The 15557-nt window shown below is 67.3% G+C and carries 12 protein-coding genes and 1 pseudogene; 8 read left to right on the forward strand and 5 right to left on the reverse strand.

Features of this window, described 5'->3' with window-relative positions; genetic code table 11:
- Positions 1-143: 143 nt before the first annotated feature.
- The 6 genes and pseudogenes from LH128_RS17450 to LH128_RS17475 all read left to right on the forward strand — a co-directional run.
- Positions 144-1025: pseudogene (locus LH128_RS17450) on the forward strand (family 43 glycosylhydrolase); the annotation flags it as partial.
- A 156-nt stretch (positions 1026-1181) separates the two neighbouring features.
- Complete coding sequence (locus LH128_RS17455) at positions 1182-2318, forward strand: fumarylacetoacetate hydrolase family protein (protein WP_008830991.1); 1137 nt, start codon at positions 1182-1184, stop codon at positions 2316-2318.
- Positions 2319-2343: 25 nt separating this feature from the next.
- A complete protein-coding gene (locus tag LH128_RS17460) occupies positions 2344-3135 on the forward strand; it encodes an SDR family NAD(P)-dependent oxidoreductase (RefSeq protein WP_008830992.1) in 792 nt (263 codons plus the stop codon).
- The gene (locus LH128_RS17465) at positions 3119-3997 is read left to right on the forward strand and encodes an SMP-30/gluconolactonase/LRE family protein (protein ID WP_008830993.1); all 879 of its coding nucleotides are present in this window, start codon (positions 3119-3121) and stop codon (positions 3995-3997) included. The genes LH128_RS17460 and LH128_RS17465 overlap by 17 nt, the downstream gene beginning before the upstream one ends.
- Positions 3998-4037: 40 nt before the next feature.
- Positions 4038-5486 (forward strand): sugar porter family MFS transporter, encoded by a 1449-nt coding sequence (locus tag LH128_RS17470; RefSeq protein WP_037520003.1) that lies wholly within the window; start codon positions 4038-4040, stop codon positions 5484-5486.
- Positions 5483-6310, forward strand: a complete 828-nt coding sequence (locus LH128_RS17475) for an aldose 1-epimerase (protein WP_008830995.1) — start codon at positions 5483-5485, stop codon at positions 6308-6310. Before LH128_RS17470 ends, LH128_RS17475 begins: the two co-directional genes overlap by 4 nt.
- 218 nt (positions 6311-6528) lie before the next feature.
- Here LH128_RS17475 and LH128_RS17480 read toward each other — a convergent pair whose 3' ends face one another.
- Entirely contained in the window at positions 6529-7335 is an 807-nt protein-coding gene (locus LH128_RS17480; RefSeq protein ID WP_008830996.1) for an alpha/beta hydrolase, read from the reverse strand.
- Between the two features lie 279 nt (positions 7336-7614).
- Positions 7615-10503: a TonB-dependent receptor gene (locus tag LH128_RS17485; RefSeq protein ID WP_008830997.1), complete on the reverse strand. Its 2889-nt coding sequence runs from the start codon at positions 10501-10503 to the stop codon at positions 7615-7617.
- A gap of 299 nt (positions 10504-10802) precedes the next feature.
- On the opposite strand from LH128_RS17485, the gene LH128_RS17490 reads away from it, so the two are divergent.
- Together LH128_RS17490 and LH128_RS17495 are read left to right on the forward strand one after the other, a co-directional pair.
- Positions 10803-12104, forward strand: a complete 1302-nt coding sequence (locus LH128_RS17490; protein WP_327195206.1) for a pectate lyase family protein — start codon at positions 10803-10805, stop codon at positions 12102-12104.
- Positions 12105-12142: 38 nt separating this feature from the next.
- Positions 12143-12496, forward strand: coding sequence for a cupin domain-containing protein (locus LH128_RS17495; protein WP_037520020.1), 354 nt, complete (start codon positions 12143-12145; stop codon positions 12494-12496).
- Positions 12497-12556: 60 nt separating this feature from the next.
- Here the strand turns inward: LH128_RS17495 and LH128_RS17500 are convergent, their stop codons facing one another.
- The 3 genes from LH128_RS17500 to LH128_RS17510 form a co-directional block, all read right to left on the reverse strand.
- A complete protein-coding gene (locus LH128_RS17500; RefSeq protein WP_008831000.1) occupies positions 12557-14104 on the reverse strand; it encodes a carboxylesterase/lipase family protein in 1548 nt (515 codons plus the stop codon).
- 116 nt (positions 14105-14220) lie between these two features.
- The gene (locus LH128_RS17505) at positions 14221-14958 is read right to left on the reverse strand and encodes a thioredoxin domain-containing protein (protein WP_008831001.1); all 738 of its coding nucleotides are present in this window, start codon (positions 14956-14958) and stop codon (positions 14221-14223) included.
- Positions 14958-15551 (reverse strand): DUF721 domain-containing protein, encoded by a 594-nt coding sequence (locus tag LH128_RS17510; protein WP_008831002.1) that lies wholly within the window; start codon positions 15549-15551, stop codon positions 14958-14960. Before LH128_RS17510 ends, LH128_RS17505 begins: the two co-directional genes overlap by 1 nt.
- Positions 15552-15557: the final 6 nt, after the last annotated feature.

Here is a 15557-nt window from a genome sequence, read left to right on the forward strand (position 1 = left end):
AAGTTCAGGGTGACGGCGGATTTGGGTAGGAAGCAGCTGCTTTATCCTCCCTGTTCCGTAGGAATGGGGAGGTGGCAGCCCGCAGGGCTGACGGAGGGGTTTCTCCCCCCCCCCCCCCCCCCCCCCCCCCCGCCCCCCCCCCCGCCGGTCCGCCGACCGGGCACATGGTGATCGCCGCGCGCTCGAAGTCGATCCACGGCCCCTGGGAGAACTGCCCGCACAATCCGATCGTGCGCACAACCAACTTGTCCGAGGCGTGGTGGTCGCGCGGGCACGCCACTTTGTTCGAGGGGCCAAGCGGGGACTGGTGGTCGGTCTATCACGGCTACGAGAAGGACTTCTGGACGCTCGGCCGCCAGACCCTGCTCGATCCCGTCAGCTGGACCGCCGATGGCTGGTTCCGCATGGAGGGCGGCGACCTGTCGAAGCCGATCCGCGCACCCAAGGGCGGCCGCAAGGCGGGTCCACACGGGATGCCGCTGTCGGACGATTTCTCGGCGCTGGAGATCGGCAGACGCTGGAACTTCTTCAAGCCCTCGCCGACCGAACGCGACCGGGCGCGGGTGGCGAACAACACGCTGCACCTGACCGCCAGCGGCAAGGCCCCGGTCGATTCCTCGCCGCTGCTGCTGATCGCGGGCGACCAGGCCTACGAATTCCAGTGCGAGATCGACATCGACCCCGGCGTCACTGCGGGCCTGCTGCTGTTCTACGACCAGCAGCTCTACTGCGGGCTGGGCTTCGACGCCGCGAAGTTCGTCACCCACCAGTACGGCATGGAGCGCGGGCGCCCGACCAATTATCACGGCCGCAAGATGCTGATGCGGGTGCGGAACGACCGCCACATCGTCGCCTTCCACACCAGCGGCGACGGCGGGAAAACGTGGAAGCGCTTCGACCGGGGCATGGAAGTCTCCGGCTATCACCACAATGTGCGCGGCGGCTTCCTGATGCTGCGGCCGGGTCTCTACTCGGCCGGACAGGGCGAGGCACGCTTTAGCAACTTCAAGTTCAAGGCTTTGTAAGTGATCGTCGTCCCGGACTCGATCCGGGACCGCTGGCCGTGACCAGCCCACACAGCTTCAGGGCGCCCGGCACGGCAGCGCCCGCCTAAAGACAGCCACCGGTCCCGGGTCGAGCCCGGGACGACGACGGCCCCAAAGACAAAAAGGACGAACGGCATGACCTCGCTCGATATGCTCCCTGCCGACTGGAAGGACGGCCTATTCCTCGGCCGCCTCGACTTGGGTGAGGGTCCGACGCCGGTGCTGCTGAGCGGCGGCACGGTCTACGACATGAGCGGCGCCGCGCCCACCGTCGCCGGCCTCGTCGATGCAGGCGCCTTCGATCCCGCGCAGGGCAAGGCCCTTGGCGCCGCCGAGGACGTTCTGGCCCGTGCCACCCTGCTCAGCCCGATCGACCTGCAGTGCGTGAAGGCGGCGGGCGTGACGTTCGCCGTCTCGGCGCTGGAGCGCGTCATCGAGGAACGCGCGCGCGGCGATGCCGACAAGGCGCAGGCGGTGCGCGGCGGGCTGGAGGAGCGCATCGGCGGCTCGATCCGCTCGGTCGTGCCCGGCAGCCCGGAGGCAGCGGCGCTCAAGGCGGCGCTGATCGAGGACGGCATGTGGTCGCAGTATCTCGAAGTCGCGATCGGGCCGGACGCGGAAGTGTTCACCAAGTCGCCGGTGCTCTCCACGGTGGGATCGGGCGCCACGATCGGCGTGCGTTCGGATTCGCACTGGAACAACCCGGAGCCGGAGATCGTCATCCTCTCCGACGCGCACGGGAAGGCCGTGGGCGCGACGCTGGGCAACGACGTCAACTTGCGCGATTTCGAGGGGCGCTCGGCGCTGCTGCTGGGCAAGGCGAAGGACAACAATGCCAGCTGCGCGATCGGCCCGTTCGTGCGCATGTTCGACACGGGCTACACCATCGCCGATGTCGAGACCGCGCAAGTGCTGCTGCGTATCGAGGGCACCGAGGGCTTCCTGCTCGAAGGCGAGAGCCGCATGTCGGAGATCAGCCGCCCGCCGCTCGACCTGCTGCGCCAGTGCTTTTCCGAGCACCAGTACCCGGACGGCGTCGTGCTGTTCCTCGGCACCCTGTTCGCGCCGACGCAGGACCGCGATGCCCCGGGACGCGGGTTCACCCACAAGGTCGGCGATGTCGTGACGATCTCCAGCGACCGCCTCGGCACGCTGGTCAACACCGTCGCCACCTCGCGCGATGCGCCTGCCTGGGAAACCGGGATTTCCGCCCTCTACCGCAACCTCGCCACGCGCGGGCTGATCGGGGCGAAAGCCGACGCGCTTGCCTGACTCTTCGATTTCACCAAGGACTTCCATGTTGACCACCACTCTCCCCTGCCCCACCGCGCAGGTCGCGCGCTTTCCCTCGCTTGCGGGCAAGGGGGTGTTCATCTCGGGCGGCGGCTCCGGGATCGGGGCCGCGCTGGTCGAGGCCTTCGCGCGGCAGGGGGCGAAAGTGTCCTTCGTGGACATCGCCGCCGAACCTTCCGAAGCGCTGGTGGCGAGCCTCGACGGCACGGTGGAGTTCACCCCCCGCTTCGTCGCCGGCGATCTCAAGGACCTCGACTTCGTGCAGGCGCAAGTCGCGGCGGCGCATGAGGCGCTCGGCGGCCTCCACGTGCTGGTCAACAATGCCGCCAACGACGACCGCCACGCCATCGCCGACGTCACGCCGGATTACTGGGACGAGCGCATGGCGGTGAACCTGCGCCACCTGTTCTTCGCCGCACAGGCCGCCGTGCCCTTCATGGAGGCGGCGGGCGGCGGCGTGATCCTGAACTTCGGGTCGATCAGCTGGCACCTCGCGCTCGACCAGCTCTCGCTCTACCAGACCGCCAAGGCCGCGATCGAGGGCATGACCCGCGCGATGGCCCGCGAACTGGGCGAGCGCAACATCCGCGTCTGCGCGATCGTGCCCGGCAACGTCCAGACGCCCCGGCAGGAAAAGTGGTACACCCCCGAGGGCGAGCGCGAGATCCTCGACGCGCAGTGCCTGAAAGCGCGCGTCCAGCCTGCCGACGTGGCGGCGCTGGCGCTGTTCCTCGCCTCCGACGACGCGCGGATGTGTACGGGGCACGAGTATTTCGTCGATGCGGGCTGGCGCTGAGATGATTCCGCAGGTTGCCTGCAGGGTCGGTGCGACACTGGGCGAGGGTCCGGTGTGGGACGCCGCGCGCGGTTGCCTGTGGTTCGTGGACATCAAGGGCCACAAGCTCCACCGCTTCGATCCGGCGGATGGCGAATTGGAAACGATCGATGCGCCCGAAGAGCCCGGCTGGGTGATCCCGCTGGCCGACGGCGCGCTGCTGGTCGGCGCCAGGGCGGGCGTGCACCGCTTCGCGGACGACGCCTTCGCGCTGCTCCACGCGGTCGAGCCCGACCTGCCCGGCAACCGCCTCAATGACGCCGCCGTCCACCCGGACGGCTCGGTGTGGCTGGGCACCATGGACAATGCCGAGGAGGCGCCGAGCGGTGGCTACTACCGCCTCCACAGCGGCGCCTGCACCGCGCTTTCGCCCGAACCGATGGTCATCACCAACGGCCCGGCCTTCTCGCCCGATGGCGGGACGGCCTACCTCGTCGATACGCTGGAGCGGGTAATCCTGTCCGCCAGCGTCGGCGCGGACGGGCATCCGGGCGAGGCACGGCTCTTCGCGCGCATTCCGGACGGCATGGGCTATCCCGACGGTCCCTCCGTGGACAGCATGGGCACCGTCTGGGTCGGCCTGTTCGGCGGCTGGGGTGTGGCCCGCTTTGCTCCCGATGGCACCTTTCTCGGTCGGGTGGAATTCCCGGTCGCCAACGTCACCAAGATCGCGTTCGGCGGCCCGGACCTCACCACCGTCTATGCGACGACGGCACGCAAGGGGTTGTCGGCCGACGAACTGGCGGCTCAACCCCACGCCGGAGACCTCTTCACCTTCGCGGTGGATGTTCCCGGCCTCTCACCAGGATACCCCACGGTCTGAACGGCCCGTAACGACAAGAACAAGCAATGAGGATGCAAGAATGGCTGCGATAGACATGGGAAGCGCGCCAACCGGCGTGGAATACGGCGGCAAGGTCAACATGGCCTTCGTCGCCATGATCGTTGCGGTGGCAACGATCGGCGGTTTCATGTTCGGCTACGACAGCGGCGTCATCAACGGCACGCAGGACGGACTGGAAAAGGCGTTCAACCTCTCCGCGCTGGGCACCGGGCTCAACGTCGGCGCGATACTGCTGGGCTGCGCGGTGGGCGCCTTCGTGGCGGGCAGACTCGCCGACGTCTGGGGCCGCCGCAGCGTCATGATGATCGGCGCGGCGCTGTTCGTCGTCAGCGCGCTGGGTGCGGGCGCGGCGACAAGCTCGCTGCTGTTCGTCATCGCCCGCTTCATCGGCGGCGTCGGCGTCGGCGCGGCGAGCGTGCTGGCGCCGGTCTACATCAGCGAGGTCACCCCCGCCTCGATCCGCGGACGGCTTTCCAGCCTGCAGCAGATCATGATCATCACCGGCCTGACCGGCGCCTTCGTCGCCAACTGGGCGCTGGCGAAGCACGCGGGCTCCAGCACCGATCCGCTGTGGCTGGACCTGCCCGCGTGGCGCTGGATGTTCTGGATGCAGGTGATCCCGGCCGTGATCTACCTCGTCGCCCTGTTCATGATCCCGGAAAGCCCGCGCTTCCTCGTCGCCTGCGGGCGCGAAGCCGAGGCGCAGGCCGTGCTCACCCGCATCTTCGGAGCCGAGACGGCCGCAAAGATGATCGCCGACATCCGTGCCAGCCTCCTCTCGATCGCCGCCGACCACCACCGGCCGAGCTTCGCCGACCTCAAGGACCCCGCGACCGGCCGCCTGCGCAAGCTGGTCTGGGCGGGCATCGGGCTGGCCGTGTTCCAGCAACTCGTCGGCATCAACATCGTGTTCTACTACGGCGCGGTGCTGTGGCAGTCGGTCGGCTTTTCCGAAAGCGACGCGCTGCTGATCAACATCCTGTCGGGCACGCTCTCGATCCTCGCCTGCCTCGTCACCGTGCTGCTGGTCGACCGGCTGGGGCGCAAGCCGCTGCTACTGATCGGTTCGGCGGGCATGGCGGTGACGCTGGCGACGATGGCGATGTGCTTTGCCAGCGGCAGCTTCACGGATGGCCACCTGACCCTCTCGGACAATGTCGGCACCGTCGCGCTGATCGCCGCGAATGCCTATGTCGTGTTCTTCAACGTCAGCTGGGGGCCGGTCATGTGGGTGATGCTGGGCGAGATGTTCCCCAACCAGATTCGCGGCTCGGCGCTGGCGGTCTCGGGCTTCGCGCAGTGGATCGCCAACTTCGGCATCTCGGTCAGCTTCCCGGCGATGGCCGCCGGGCTCGGCCTGCCGCTGACGTACGGGTTCTATGCGCTCAGCGCCTTCCTCTCGTTCTTCTTCGTGCGCGCCATGGTGACCGAGACACGCGGCCGCACGCTCGAGGAGATGGCCGCTTGATCCAGCTGCGTTCGGGCAGCAGCGAAGCCACGCTGCTGCCGCATCTGGGCGGGTCGATCGGTTCGTTCGCTGTCGGCGGCAAGGACATCCTGCGCCCGACGCCGGTGGATGCCGCGAGCCCACTGGACACCGCCTGCTTCCCGCTGGTGCCTTACGCCAACCGCATTGCCGATGGGCGCTTCTCCTTCGCGGGAAAGGACTATGCCCTCCCCCGCAACGTCGCGGGCTTCGAGCATCCGATCCACGGTCTCGGCTGGATCATGCCGTGGATGGTGAAAGACGAGCAGGCCGACCGCGCGGTGCTGGCCTGCATGCATGCCACCGATGCCCACTGGCCGTGGGACTGGTCCGCCACGCAGACTTTCGTGCTGGAAGACGGCACGATGCATGTGACGCTGGAGGTCACCAACCGGTCCGACCGCGCCATGCCCTGTGCGCTGGGCCAACACCCCCACTTCGTGCGCGAACCCGATGCGTGGGTGACGTTCTCCGCCGAGGGCGTGTGGCTCAGCGACGCGCGGATGATCCCGAGCGAGGCTGCGCCTGCGGATACCTTCGGAGACTTCGCGGGCGCTGCGGTGCCCGATCCGGCGGTGCTGACCGACAACTGCTGGTTCGGCTGGCATGGCGAGGCGCGGCTTGGGAGCGTCAGTGTGACGTCGCCCGAGGCCGGGTTCCTGCATCTCTACGCCCCGCCGGGGGAGGACTTCCTCTGCCTTGAGCCTACGACAGCGATGCCCGATGCGTTCGGACGGGTCAGCAGCGGCATGACGGTACTGGAGCCGGGTGAGACACAGGCGTTAACGATGGTGGTGCGGGCCTGATCCGGGTCAATTATTCGCCGTCATTCCCGCGAAGGCGGGAACCCATCTCCTGACGGCTCCTCTTGCACGGGCATCAGTTGGGTCCCTGCCTTCGCGGGGATGACGGAGAGCGTTTCGATCACGCCAAGGCGGGCATCGATAGCGCTTCCGGCAAGGCGCCCCGCCGATGCCAAGGCCGTTCACGACCAGCGGTCCCGGATCAAGTCCGGGACGACGGCTTATCCGAACCCGACCGTCCGCGCCCATGCCCGCCACATCTCGGGCCAGATCTCGACCGGCTTGCCGATGGCGCGGCGCAGGCCGAAACCGTGCCCGCCATTGGCGAAAAAGTGGGCCTCGACCGGCACCTTGCGGGCTTTCAGCGCCGCGCGCAGGCGTACGGTGTTCTCCGCCGGAACGACATCGTCGTCCTCGGCATGAACGAGGAAATGCGGCGGCGCATCGGCCGGGACCATGCTGTCGGGGGAATGCGCGGCCTCAAGCTCCGGCTTCGGCGAAGGGCCAAGCAGCAGATTACGCGATCCGGGATGCGCGATGGCCGGGTCCATGCTCACCACCGGGTAGATCGGCGCAGCGCAGAACGGCTTTGCAGAGAGCTTGTCCGCGGCGTCCACGGGCTCGTAGACCTTGGCCGCGAAGCGCGCGCCAAGGTCGGCGCAGAGGTGCCCTCCGGCCGAGAAGCCCATCGCCGCGACCCGCTCGGGATCAAGGGCGAAGTCCTTCGCGCGGTGGCGGATCAGGCGCATGGCGCGCTGCGCGTCGGCAAGCGGGGTGTCGGGGCCGCTCGACCAGCCCTCGCCCGGCAGGCGGTAGAACAGGACGAAGGCGGTGAAGCCGCGCGCGGTCAGCCAGCGGGCGATCTCGTAGCCTTCCTTGTCGACGACGATCCAGCGGTAACCGCCGCCCGGCGTGATCATCACCGCCGCGCCGTTGGGCCGGTCCGGGCGAAACACCGCCATGCGCGGCCGAGTCACGCCGTAGACCGCACGGTCGGTGACGAGGGCGTCGGTGGAACGCTCGTCCACCGTCTCGGTCAGCGGTGCCTTGAGGTGCGCAGGCGGTCCCTTGGGCCAGAGGTCGATTGTCTCGGTCGGCTGCGGAAGGCCGGGCGGGAGTGCCTTGGAAGCGACGGGAGGCGGCGTCTGCGCATTGGCTGGACTTGGGGCCCTTCCAGCCAGTCCCGCAACGGCAAGGGAACCTGTGATCAGGGTTCTCGATCGAAATCCACACCGGGCTCCCTTGGAAAACAAAAAGGAGCGGGGTCCACGGGCCGGAACCCGCGAACCCCGCGTCAGGGGAGGAGATCAGATCTTCGCGCGCGCGCCGAACAGGATCGTGCGCCCGAAGTGATTGTTCTCGTAGTTGCGGTTCGCGTAGACGTCGTTGAAACGGTAGCGATATTCATCCGTCAGGTTGTTGCCGTCGATCGACAGCTCCAGCCATTCGGTCGCCTTGTAGCGGATCGCCGCATCGACGCTGGTGTACGAACCGTAGCCCTCGAAGATATTGCCGGTGGCGCTGGTAGCGTCCACGAAGGGCCCGCGATAGCTGACCGATCCGCGAATGCTGAACTTGCCGTCGTCGTAGTACAGCGTCGCGTTCCAGGCCTTCTTGGACACGCCCAGCAGGGTCTGGTTGTAGATCGCCGAGACGCCGCTCAGGCCGCAGGCGCCGGTGGTCGCATTGCGGGTGCAGGCCGAAGTCGCGGGGCCGGTGATGGTATAGTCCGCATTGCTCTTGATGAAGGTGGCGTTGCCCTGGAAGCCGGTGTGGCTGAGGATGCCCGGCAGGAAGGTGAAGGGTAGCTGCAGCGCCACTTCCACGCCCTTGAGCGTCGCGCCCTGGCCGTTCACCTGCGTGGAGACGACGTATTCCTGATTGGGATCGTAGTTGATGTAGGCGGGCGTGCTGGCGCCGAGCACCGAGCGATCGAAGCCCAGCTGCGGCAGCGTGGTGACATAGGTGCCTGCAACCGGGAAGCTCTCGATCTTCTTGACGAAGCCCGCCACCGAGAACAACGCTTGTGGAGCGAAGTACCATTCGACCGAGAGGTCGAAGTTGGTCGCGCGGTAGGGCTTGAGTTCGGGGTTGCCGAAGGTGATGCGGTAGTTGAAGCCGTCCACCGAACCACCCGGGTTCAGGTTGCCGAGCGATGGCCGGGTGATGACCTTGGCGACGGCACCGCGCAGGATCACGTCATGATGCGGGTAGAACGCGAGGTTCATCGCCGGGAGCCAGTCGTCGTAGCTGCGTTCCACGGTCTTGGCGATGCCGGCGGTATAGCCGGTCGAGACCTGGTTGGTGCGGGCATAGCGCATGCCCGCATTGCCCGCGTATTCGAGGCCGAAGATCTCGCCCTTGACGTCGAACTGCACATAGCCGCCCGAGGTCGTCTCGCGCACCTGGCGGTTGTTGCCGAGATCCTCGACGGCGGTGCGGCCGTAGAGGTTGGTGTATTCGGCCGCCTTGGCGATGTCGGCGACGAGCCACTGGCTGGTCGTGCCGCTCGGCTGGCCCGCATTACCCAGGTTGACGAGCTGCGAGATGTCCGAGGTGACCGGCAACCCGTAGACGCTGGACGAGCAGGTCACGGTGCCGAGGATCAGGTCCCGCGTACCGTTGGCTCCGCAAGCTGCCGTGTCGCGCTGGAACAGCTGGGTGCGGAAGTCGTAGCGACGCCACACCGCGCCCGCCTTCACCGTGAAGCCGTCGGTCAGGTCCCACTCTGTGCGCAGCTGCGCGGTCTTGAACCTGTTCTTCACGTAAGAGGGACGGTCGCGGATCTCCGCCAGCTGGAAGTTCGCCGGGTTCGCCACGTCGAGGCCGTAGCTCAGCACCGGCGACTTCATGTCCGAGTAGTCGTAGCTGAAACCGTTGGCGTTGCGGTTGTCGTAGGCAAAGGTCGTCTCGACCGGGATGTCGGCGTTCGACTGCGACATGCCGCCCAGTGCGGTGAAGCGGAAGCGGTCGCCGATCTCCTGGTCCCAGGTCGCACCGACCTGCCAGAACTCGGTTTCCGACTTGCGCAGGTAGCTTTCGGTGCGAACGTAGGCGTTGTTGAAGGTCGCGCTGACCATGTTGCCCTTGTCGTCGTAGACCGGGTCCACAACGTCGAAGCGGCGTTCATTCGAACGGGCGAGCACTTCGAGCCACTGCTCGGCGCGGGTTTCCTTGAACGAGGAATAGAGCCCGTCGATCGAGAACTTGGTCTTGTCGCTGGGTTCGAACTGGATCGAGCCGGTCAGGCCGAGGCGCTTGCGATCATGCTCGACGACGCCGTAGCGCGGGATGCGCGGGTGGAACGAGAGCGAAGCCTCGTCGCACGCGGCCGAGGGGCGATAGCTGCCGCCGCTGCTCACCGGATTGCCGCCGGTCGCGCCGGGGACCGAGTAGAAGCACGGGTTGCCGTCCACCGAATTGAAGTAGGCCTGCGCCCAGCGCACCGAGTTGTTGCCGCTCTCGATCGTGTCGGTGTGCGAGTAGGCGGCCGAGAGGTTGACGCCGAAGGTGCCCGCATCATTGCGCCACGACAGCAGCCCGGCCATCCGCGGGCCGACGTTCTTCGACAGGTCGTTGTACGAACCCTGGACGTTGAGAACGGCGGTCAGGCCCTTCTTGCCGGCCAGCGGATTGCCGGTGTTGAGGTCCACGACCGCGCCCAGCGAGCCTTCGTCGAGGCTGGCTTCGGCGGTCTTGTGGACGACGAGGCTGCTGAACAGTTCCGAGGCGAAGACGTTGAAGTCGAACGCGCGGTCGCGGTTGGCCGAGGCGCCGTCCGAGCTGGTGGCGATCGTCTCCAGACCGTTGACGCGCACGCGGGTGAACTGCGCGCCGAGACCGCGCACGGTGATCGCGCGGCCTTCGCCGCCGTCCTTCTGGATCGAGATGCCGGGGATGCGCTGCAGCGACTCGGCAAGGTTCTGGTCGGGGAACTTTGCCATATCCTCGGCCACGACAGCATCGACCGCCGAGATCGATTCGCGCTTCACGTTGAGCGCAGCCTGCAGAGACTGGCGGAAGCCGGTGACGATGATGTCGCCCGCAGTCGCGGTCTCGTCCGCAGGAGCTGCGGTATCCGCCGCGTCCTGCGGCGCGGGCGCCGCGTCCTGCGCCATCGCAGCCGACGACACGAGAGCGCTGCCCGCGCACAGGGCAGCCTTCAAAAGCGAAATTCCGGTAACATGCTGGCGCATGACAACATCCCCTCACGACCCTTGCGGGTCAAAAATGATACCGGTGTCAGAAGGAAGCGCGGCTAACGCGCGCATTGTTCCGGCACCTCTACTCCCGCCCCTTTCGGAGCACCTCGGGCGACCTCCAAAATCGCCCCACCCGTTCCGAAGATCATCCTTGCGATCCTTGGTAACCGGTGTCATCAATATGTGACGCAGGGAGAACGCCCTGTCAATACTCGGAGTCAACAAGCTCCGCCAATGGGAGATCGACAGTGAAAATCCGCAGGCTCGCGAGCCAGATTGTCCTTCCGATTCTGATGGTTGCTTCCACCCCGGCGCTGCTGCACGCAGCCCCGCTAGAGCCCACCCGCGGCGGCGAAGGCGGCCGCATCATCCGCGTCACGACTCTCGCGAAGGACGGTCCCGGATCGCTGAAGGCCGCGGTCGAGGCGAAGGGCAAGCGCATCATCGTCTTCGAGGTCGGCGGGGTCATCGACCTTCAGCGCACGATCCTGAACATCGACGAGCCTTTCCTGACGATCGCCGGGCAGACCGCGCCTTCGCCGGGCATCACGATCGTGCGCGGCGGCATCGATCTCAAGGGCCACGACGTCAAGATCAGCCACATCCGCGTGATGACCGGGGTGGACGGCCAGGCCAAGCTCTCTGGCTGGGAGGCGGATGCCTTCTCCACCGTCGCCGCGCACAACGTGATCGTCGAGCACTGCAGCTTCTTCTGGGCGATCGACGAAAACATGTCGACCTCCGGCCCCCGTTTCAACGGCAAGACCGTCAAGGAATGGCGCGCCGCCACCAGCCATGACGTGCTGTTCCGCGAGAACCTAGCGGCCGAAGGCCTCGCCGACGCCAGCCATCCCAAGGGCGAGCACTCCAAGGGTACGCTGATCCACGACAACGCCACTGCCATCACGCTCTACCGCAACGTCTACGCGCACAACATGGAGCGTTCACCGCTGGTGAAGGGCGGCGCGCAAGTGCTGATGGTCAACAACATGATCTTCGACCCCGGCCACCGCGCGGTGCACTACAACCTGATGAACCTGGAGTGGGCCGGCCACGACTACGTCACCGGCGAGATCACCGCCGTGGGCAACGTCATGCGCGCGGGCAATTCGACCGCGCCCGGGCTGCCGTTCCTGACGCTGGGCGGCGACGGCGATCTTGCGTGGTATTCCAAGGACAACATCAACGTCGATCGCTGGGGCAACCCGGCGCCGATGTTCGGCCGCTACGGCGTGACCAAGGCGAAGCTGATCGAGAAGGATTCGCCGATGGCCAGCCTGGGCGGCCTCGACGTGATGCCCGCCAAGGACCTGGAAACCAGCCTGCTCGCCTCGGTCGGCGCGCGTCCGTGGGACCGTGCGCCCGATGATATCCGCGTACTGTTCTTCGTCGCCGAGGGGCGCGGCGAGATCATCGACGACGAAAAGGTCGTCGGCGGCTACCCGCACCCCAGCCCGACCGCCGCGCCCTTCGTGGACAAGGACTGGAACCTCAAGACCATGGAGCCGAAATCCGGCGTCTATCCCGGCCAGAAGGGCGGCGCGCAGGAGAAACTCTCCGCCCGCGACGAAGCCATGCGCGAGAACGCGAAGTGATCGGGGCGGCGCTCCTGCTGCTGGCGGCGGCTCCGGCGATGGCCGTCATCAACGAGCGTGACACCGTGCGCGAGGAAGCCCCTCCGCACGGCGCCATCGGCATGAGCACCGCCTATCGCATTTCCGACGCAGCGCCAGCGCCGCGCACGATGGAATTCCGCCGCCGCGTCCTCCACAAGGGCGCGGCGATCGGCGAGCATCCCATTGCGCACGATGAGGTTTACTACGTGCTCTCGGGCGAGGGCGAAGTCGTCTCCGACGGCAAGCGCGCGCAGCTCACGCCGGGAATGACCGCCTATCTCTACGACGGCGCCGTGGTCGGCATCTGGCAGCGGGGCGAGGAACCGCTTTCGCTGGTAATCGCCTATCCCAACCCGCCCGCCGCCAAGTAGGTTTCGGCACGACGAATTCTGCAAATTCCTCCCCGACACAAGCTCGGGGAGGAATTTGCTTCACACCCCCGGCTGGACGTAGGGCGCCCTCGCCCACAATTCGCGCTGCCAGCGGCGCGGATCGTTCTCCACGCGCACGGTATCGCCGAACACCATCGTCGCGCGAGCGGGCACGCGGTACGGCGACCACTCCGCCAGCCCCGGTCGCCCGGTCTTGGCCAGACCGGTGAAGGCGCGCATCATCGCCCCGCTCAGCCTGCGAGCCCCGTCGTCGGTGCCCGAATAGCTGCCCGGCGCGTCCAGTGTGCCGAAGACATAGGGAATGTCGTCCGTATGCGCCGCACCGCGCAAGGGGTCGGTCGGTGAGGGACGGTCGAGCTGGTACACCCACGTAGATCCCGCCCCGGCCGCCGCCCGCGCATCGGCCTCGATCACTTGCCCCGGCCATGACCGGCCCGCCGTGGTGGCTGCGTAGTAGACTTGCTCGGGCGTCCAGCCGGGTTCATGGGCGCGGTACTGCTCGACGACCCAGACAGGGTCGAGGTCGATCTTGATCTCGGGCACGATGCGCGCGGCAAGGTTCTCCCACGAGAGCCCCTGCAGCTTGGGCCCCCGCGGATCGAGGAAGGCGCGCGTCTCCTCGCGCACGTTGCCAAGGATCATCGGCACGCCCAGCGACTGCGGCGCGGCATCGGGCCAGAACGGATGCCGCGGCAGGTTGGTCATGTCGAGCACCGGGCCAAAGTAGACCCCGCCGCCCATGATGGGATCAGTGGCGGCAAGACCCTCGACCAGCCGTTCGATCTGCATCGTTCGCAGGCCCTCGACGTCGCCAGGGGCGAGCTTCAGCGCCGCCATAAACGCCTGCGTGCGCGCCCAGGCATGGGCCGGGCCGCTGGCCTGCACCTGCTGCCCGCTCATCGTCGCGGCGGCGTGGAACAGGCCCTTCGCGGCAGGCATCGCCATCAGCGTCGCGATCTTGGCGCCGCCGCCCGACTGGCCGAACACCATGACGCGCGCCGGATCGCCGCCGAATGCGGCGATGTGATCACGCACCCACTGCAGCGCGAGGATCAGGTCGAGCTGGCCAAGATTGCCGCTATCGGCATAACGTGCACCGAAGGGCCCCAGCCAGGCATAGCCCAGCGCGTTGAGCCGGTGGTTGACGGTCACGACCACGACATCGCCGTCGGCGGCCAGCTTCGCACCGTGGGTCAGCGGATCGGTGACCGAGCCAGTGGTGTAGGCGCCGCCGTGGAAATAGACCATGACCGCCCGCTTCGCGCGCGGGTCCGCCTCGGGCGTCCAGACGTTGAGGAACAGGCAGTCCTCGGACTGCGGCTCGCCCGCCATGGCGCGTTGCGGGCAGATGGGGCCGAACTTCGCGGCGGTGATCGCAGGGCCTTCGAGCGGCTCGGCGACCGGACGGGCAAAGCGCTCGGCGCGGCCGTAGCGGATGCCCTTGAAGGCATGGACGCCGCTTTCCGGGACGGCGATGTAGCGACCGATTCGGGGCGTCTTCGCGCTGCGGGCGAGAGAGGGGAGCGGCGCCGTGGCGGCGAGCACTGCCGCCGATTTCACGAGGGTTCGACGCGAAAGGTCGGTCATGTTGCTCTCCCAAGCTGAAGTGCGTGCCGCTCACCCACCCCGCTGCGACTAGGCAGCAAGCTGCCAAGTCTCGCTCCCCTCCCGCATGCGGGAGGGGCCGGGGGTGGGCTCGTGGATCAAATATTGCCCGCGCGCTGCTGGGCTTGCTTGTCGGTGATCGCCTTGGACACCGTCGCCCAGTCGTGGCCGTCGAGAAGGTCGCCGTTGAGCGTGAAGCTGGGCGTGCCCTGCAGGCCGAGCGCCTGCACTTCGCCCTGCTGGCCCTTGAGCTTGTCGAGCATCGCGGTGTTGGCGAAGCACTGGTCGGTCTGCGCGCGGCTGAGGCCCCACGAAGCGGTCTGGTCGTAGAAGCCGAGATCGCTCGCCATGGCGCGCATGCGGGCGGGGAAATCGCCCTGATACCAGCGCTGCTGCTGTTCGCGGTTGGTCGCCTCGGCCTTCGCGAGCCATTTGTCCTGCGAGGCGAAGAAGGCGTTGTGGCGCACGAAGAAGCGCTTGGGATCGCCGCAGTTGGTCAGCATGGCCACGGTGAGGTCGATAGGGTTGCGCAGGAAGTTGGTCACCGTGACCGAGATCTGGCCCTTGGGCACCATCGTCAGGCGCAGCACGGGGTCCGCTTCCTTGTGGAAGTGTGCGCAGTGCGGGCAGGTGTAGCTGACGTATTCGACCAGCTTGAGCGGCGCGTCCGGATTGCCGAGCCGGTGGCTGCCGTCGGCGGTGACGGCGGTGGCAGCGGTCCAGTTCGTGGAGGCGGGGGGCAGCCCCTTCCTGGGCGCGGCGCCCTTGGGAGCGGCGGCCATGCTGAGAACGGCGCAGGCGGCAAGCGCCACGGCGCGAAAGACGGTCTTGGTCATCACTTGTCTTCCTGACTGTCAGGCTTGTTTGCACTTTGGCTTTCGGCGGCGCCCATGCTGCGCGCCAGCGATTCGAGAACCGCGCGAAGCTCCGGGTCGCCGATGTCGCGCAGCGATTCCCCAAGTTCGAACGGCACCGGTTTCAGCGAAGGCGGCGCGGACGGGCGCGGCTGCGTGGCAACCGGCGGCTTAACCTCGCCTTGCCGGATTTTCACCTTGGCGACCGCCTGGTAGCCGAAAAAGCGGTTCACCCGGTCCATGATCTCGGGGATCACGTGCTGGATCATCGGCGAATGAGCGGGCACGACGACCAGCTGGAGGATGCCGTCGCTCTTCTCTCCGGGCGGGAAACGGATCGATTCCGGCGAGCAGACGCGTGCGTGGCGGGCGCCGACGATCTCGGGCCAGCGCGACACCACGCTCGATTGCACGAAGCCGAAACGCCGGAAGGCGGTGCGGCCGACTTCGGGCATCAGGTCCGAGATCTGCCGCGCCTGTCCGCCGCGCATGCGCTCGAACTGTTTGAGGCCCGTCTTGCCCTTGGCGGGACGTGCCTTCGATTCACCGGGGGATTTGCCGCTATTCCGTTCCATTGCCCG

The organism is Sphingomonas sp. LH128, assembly GCF_000293195.2.
Classification (GTDB): domain Bacteria; phylum Pseudomonadota; class Alphaproteobacteria; order Sphingomonadales; family Sphingomonadaceae; genus Novosphingobium; species Novosphingobium resinovorum_A.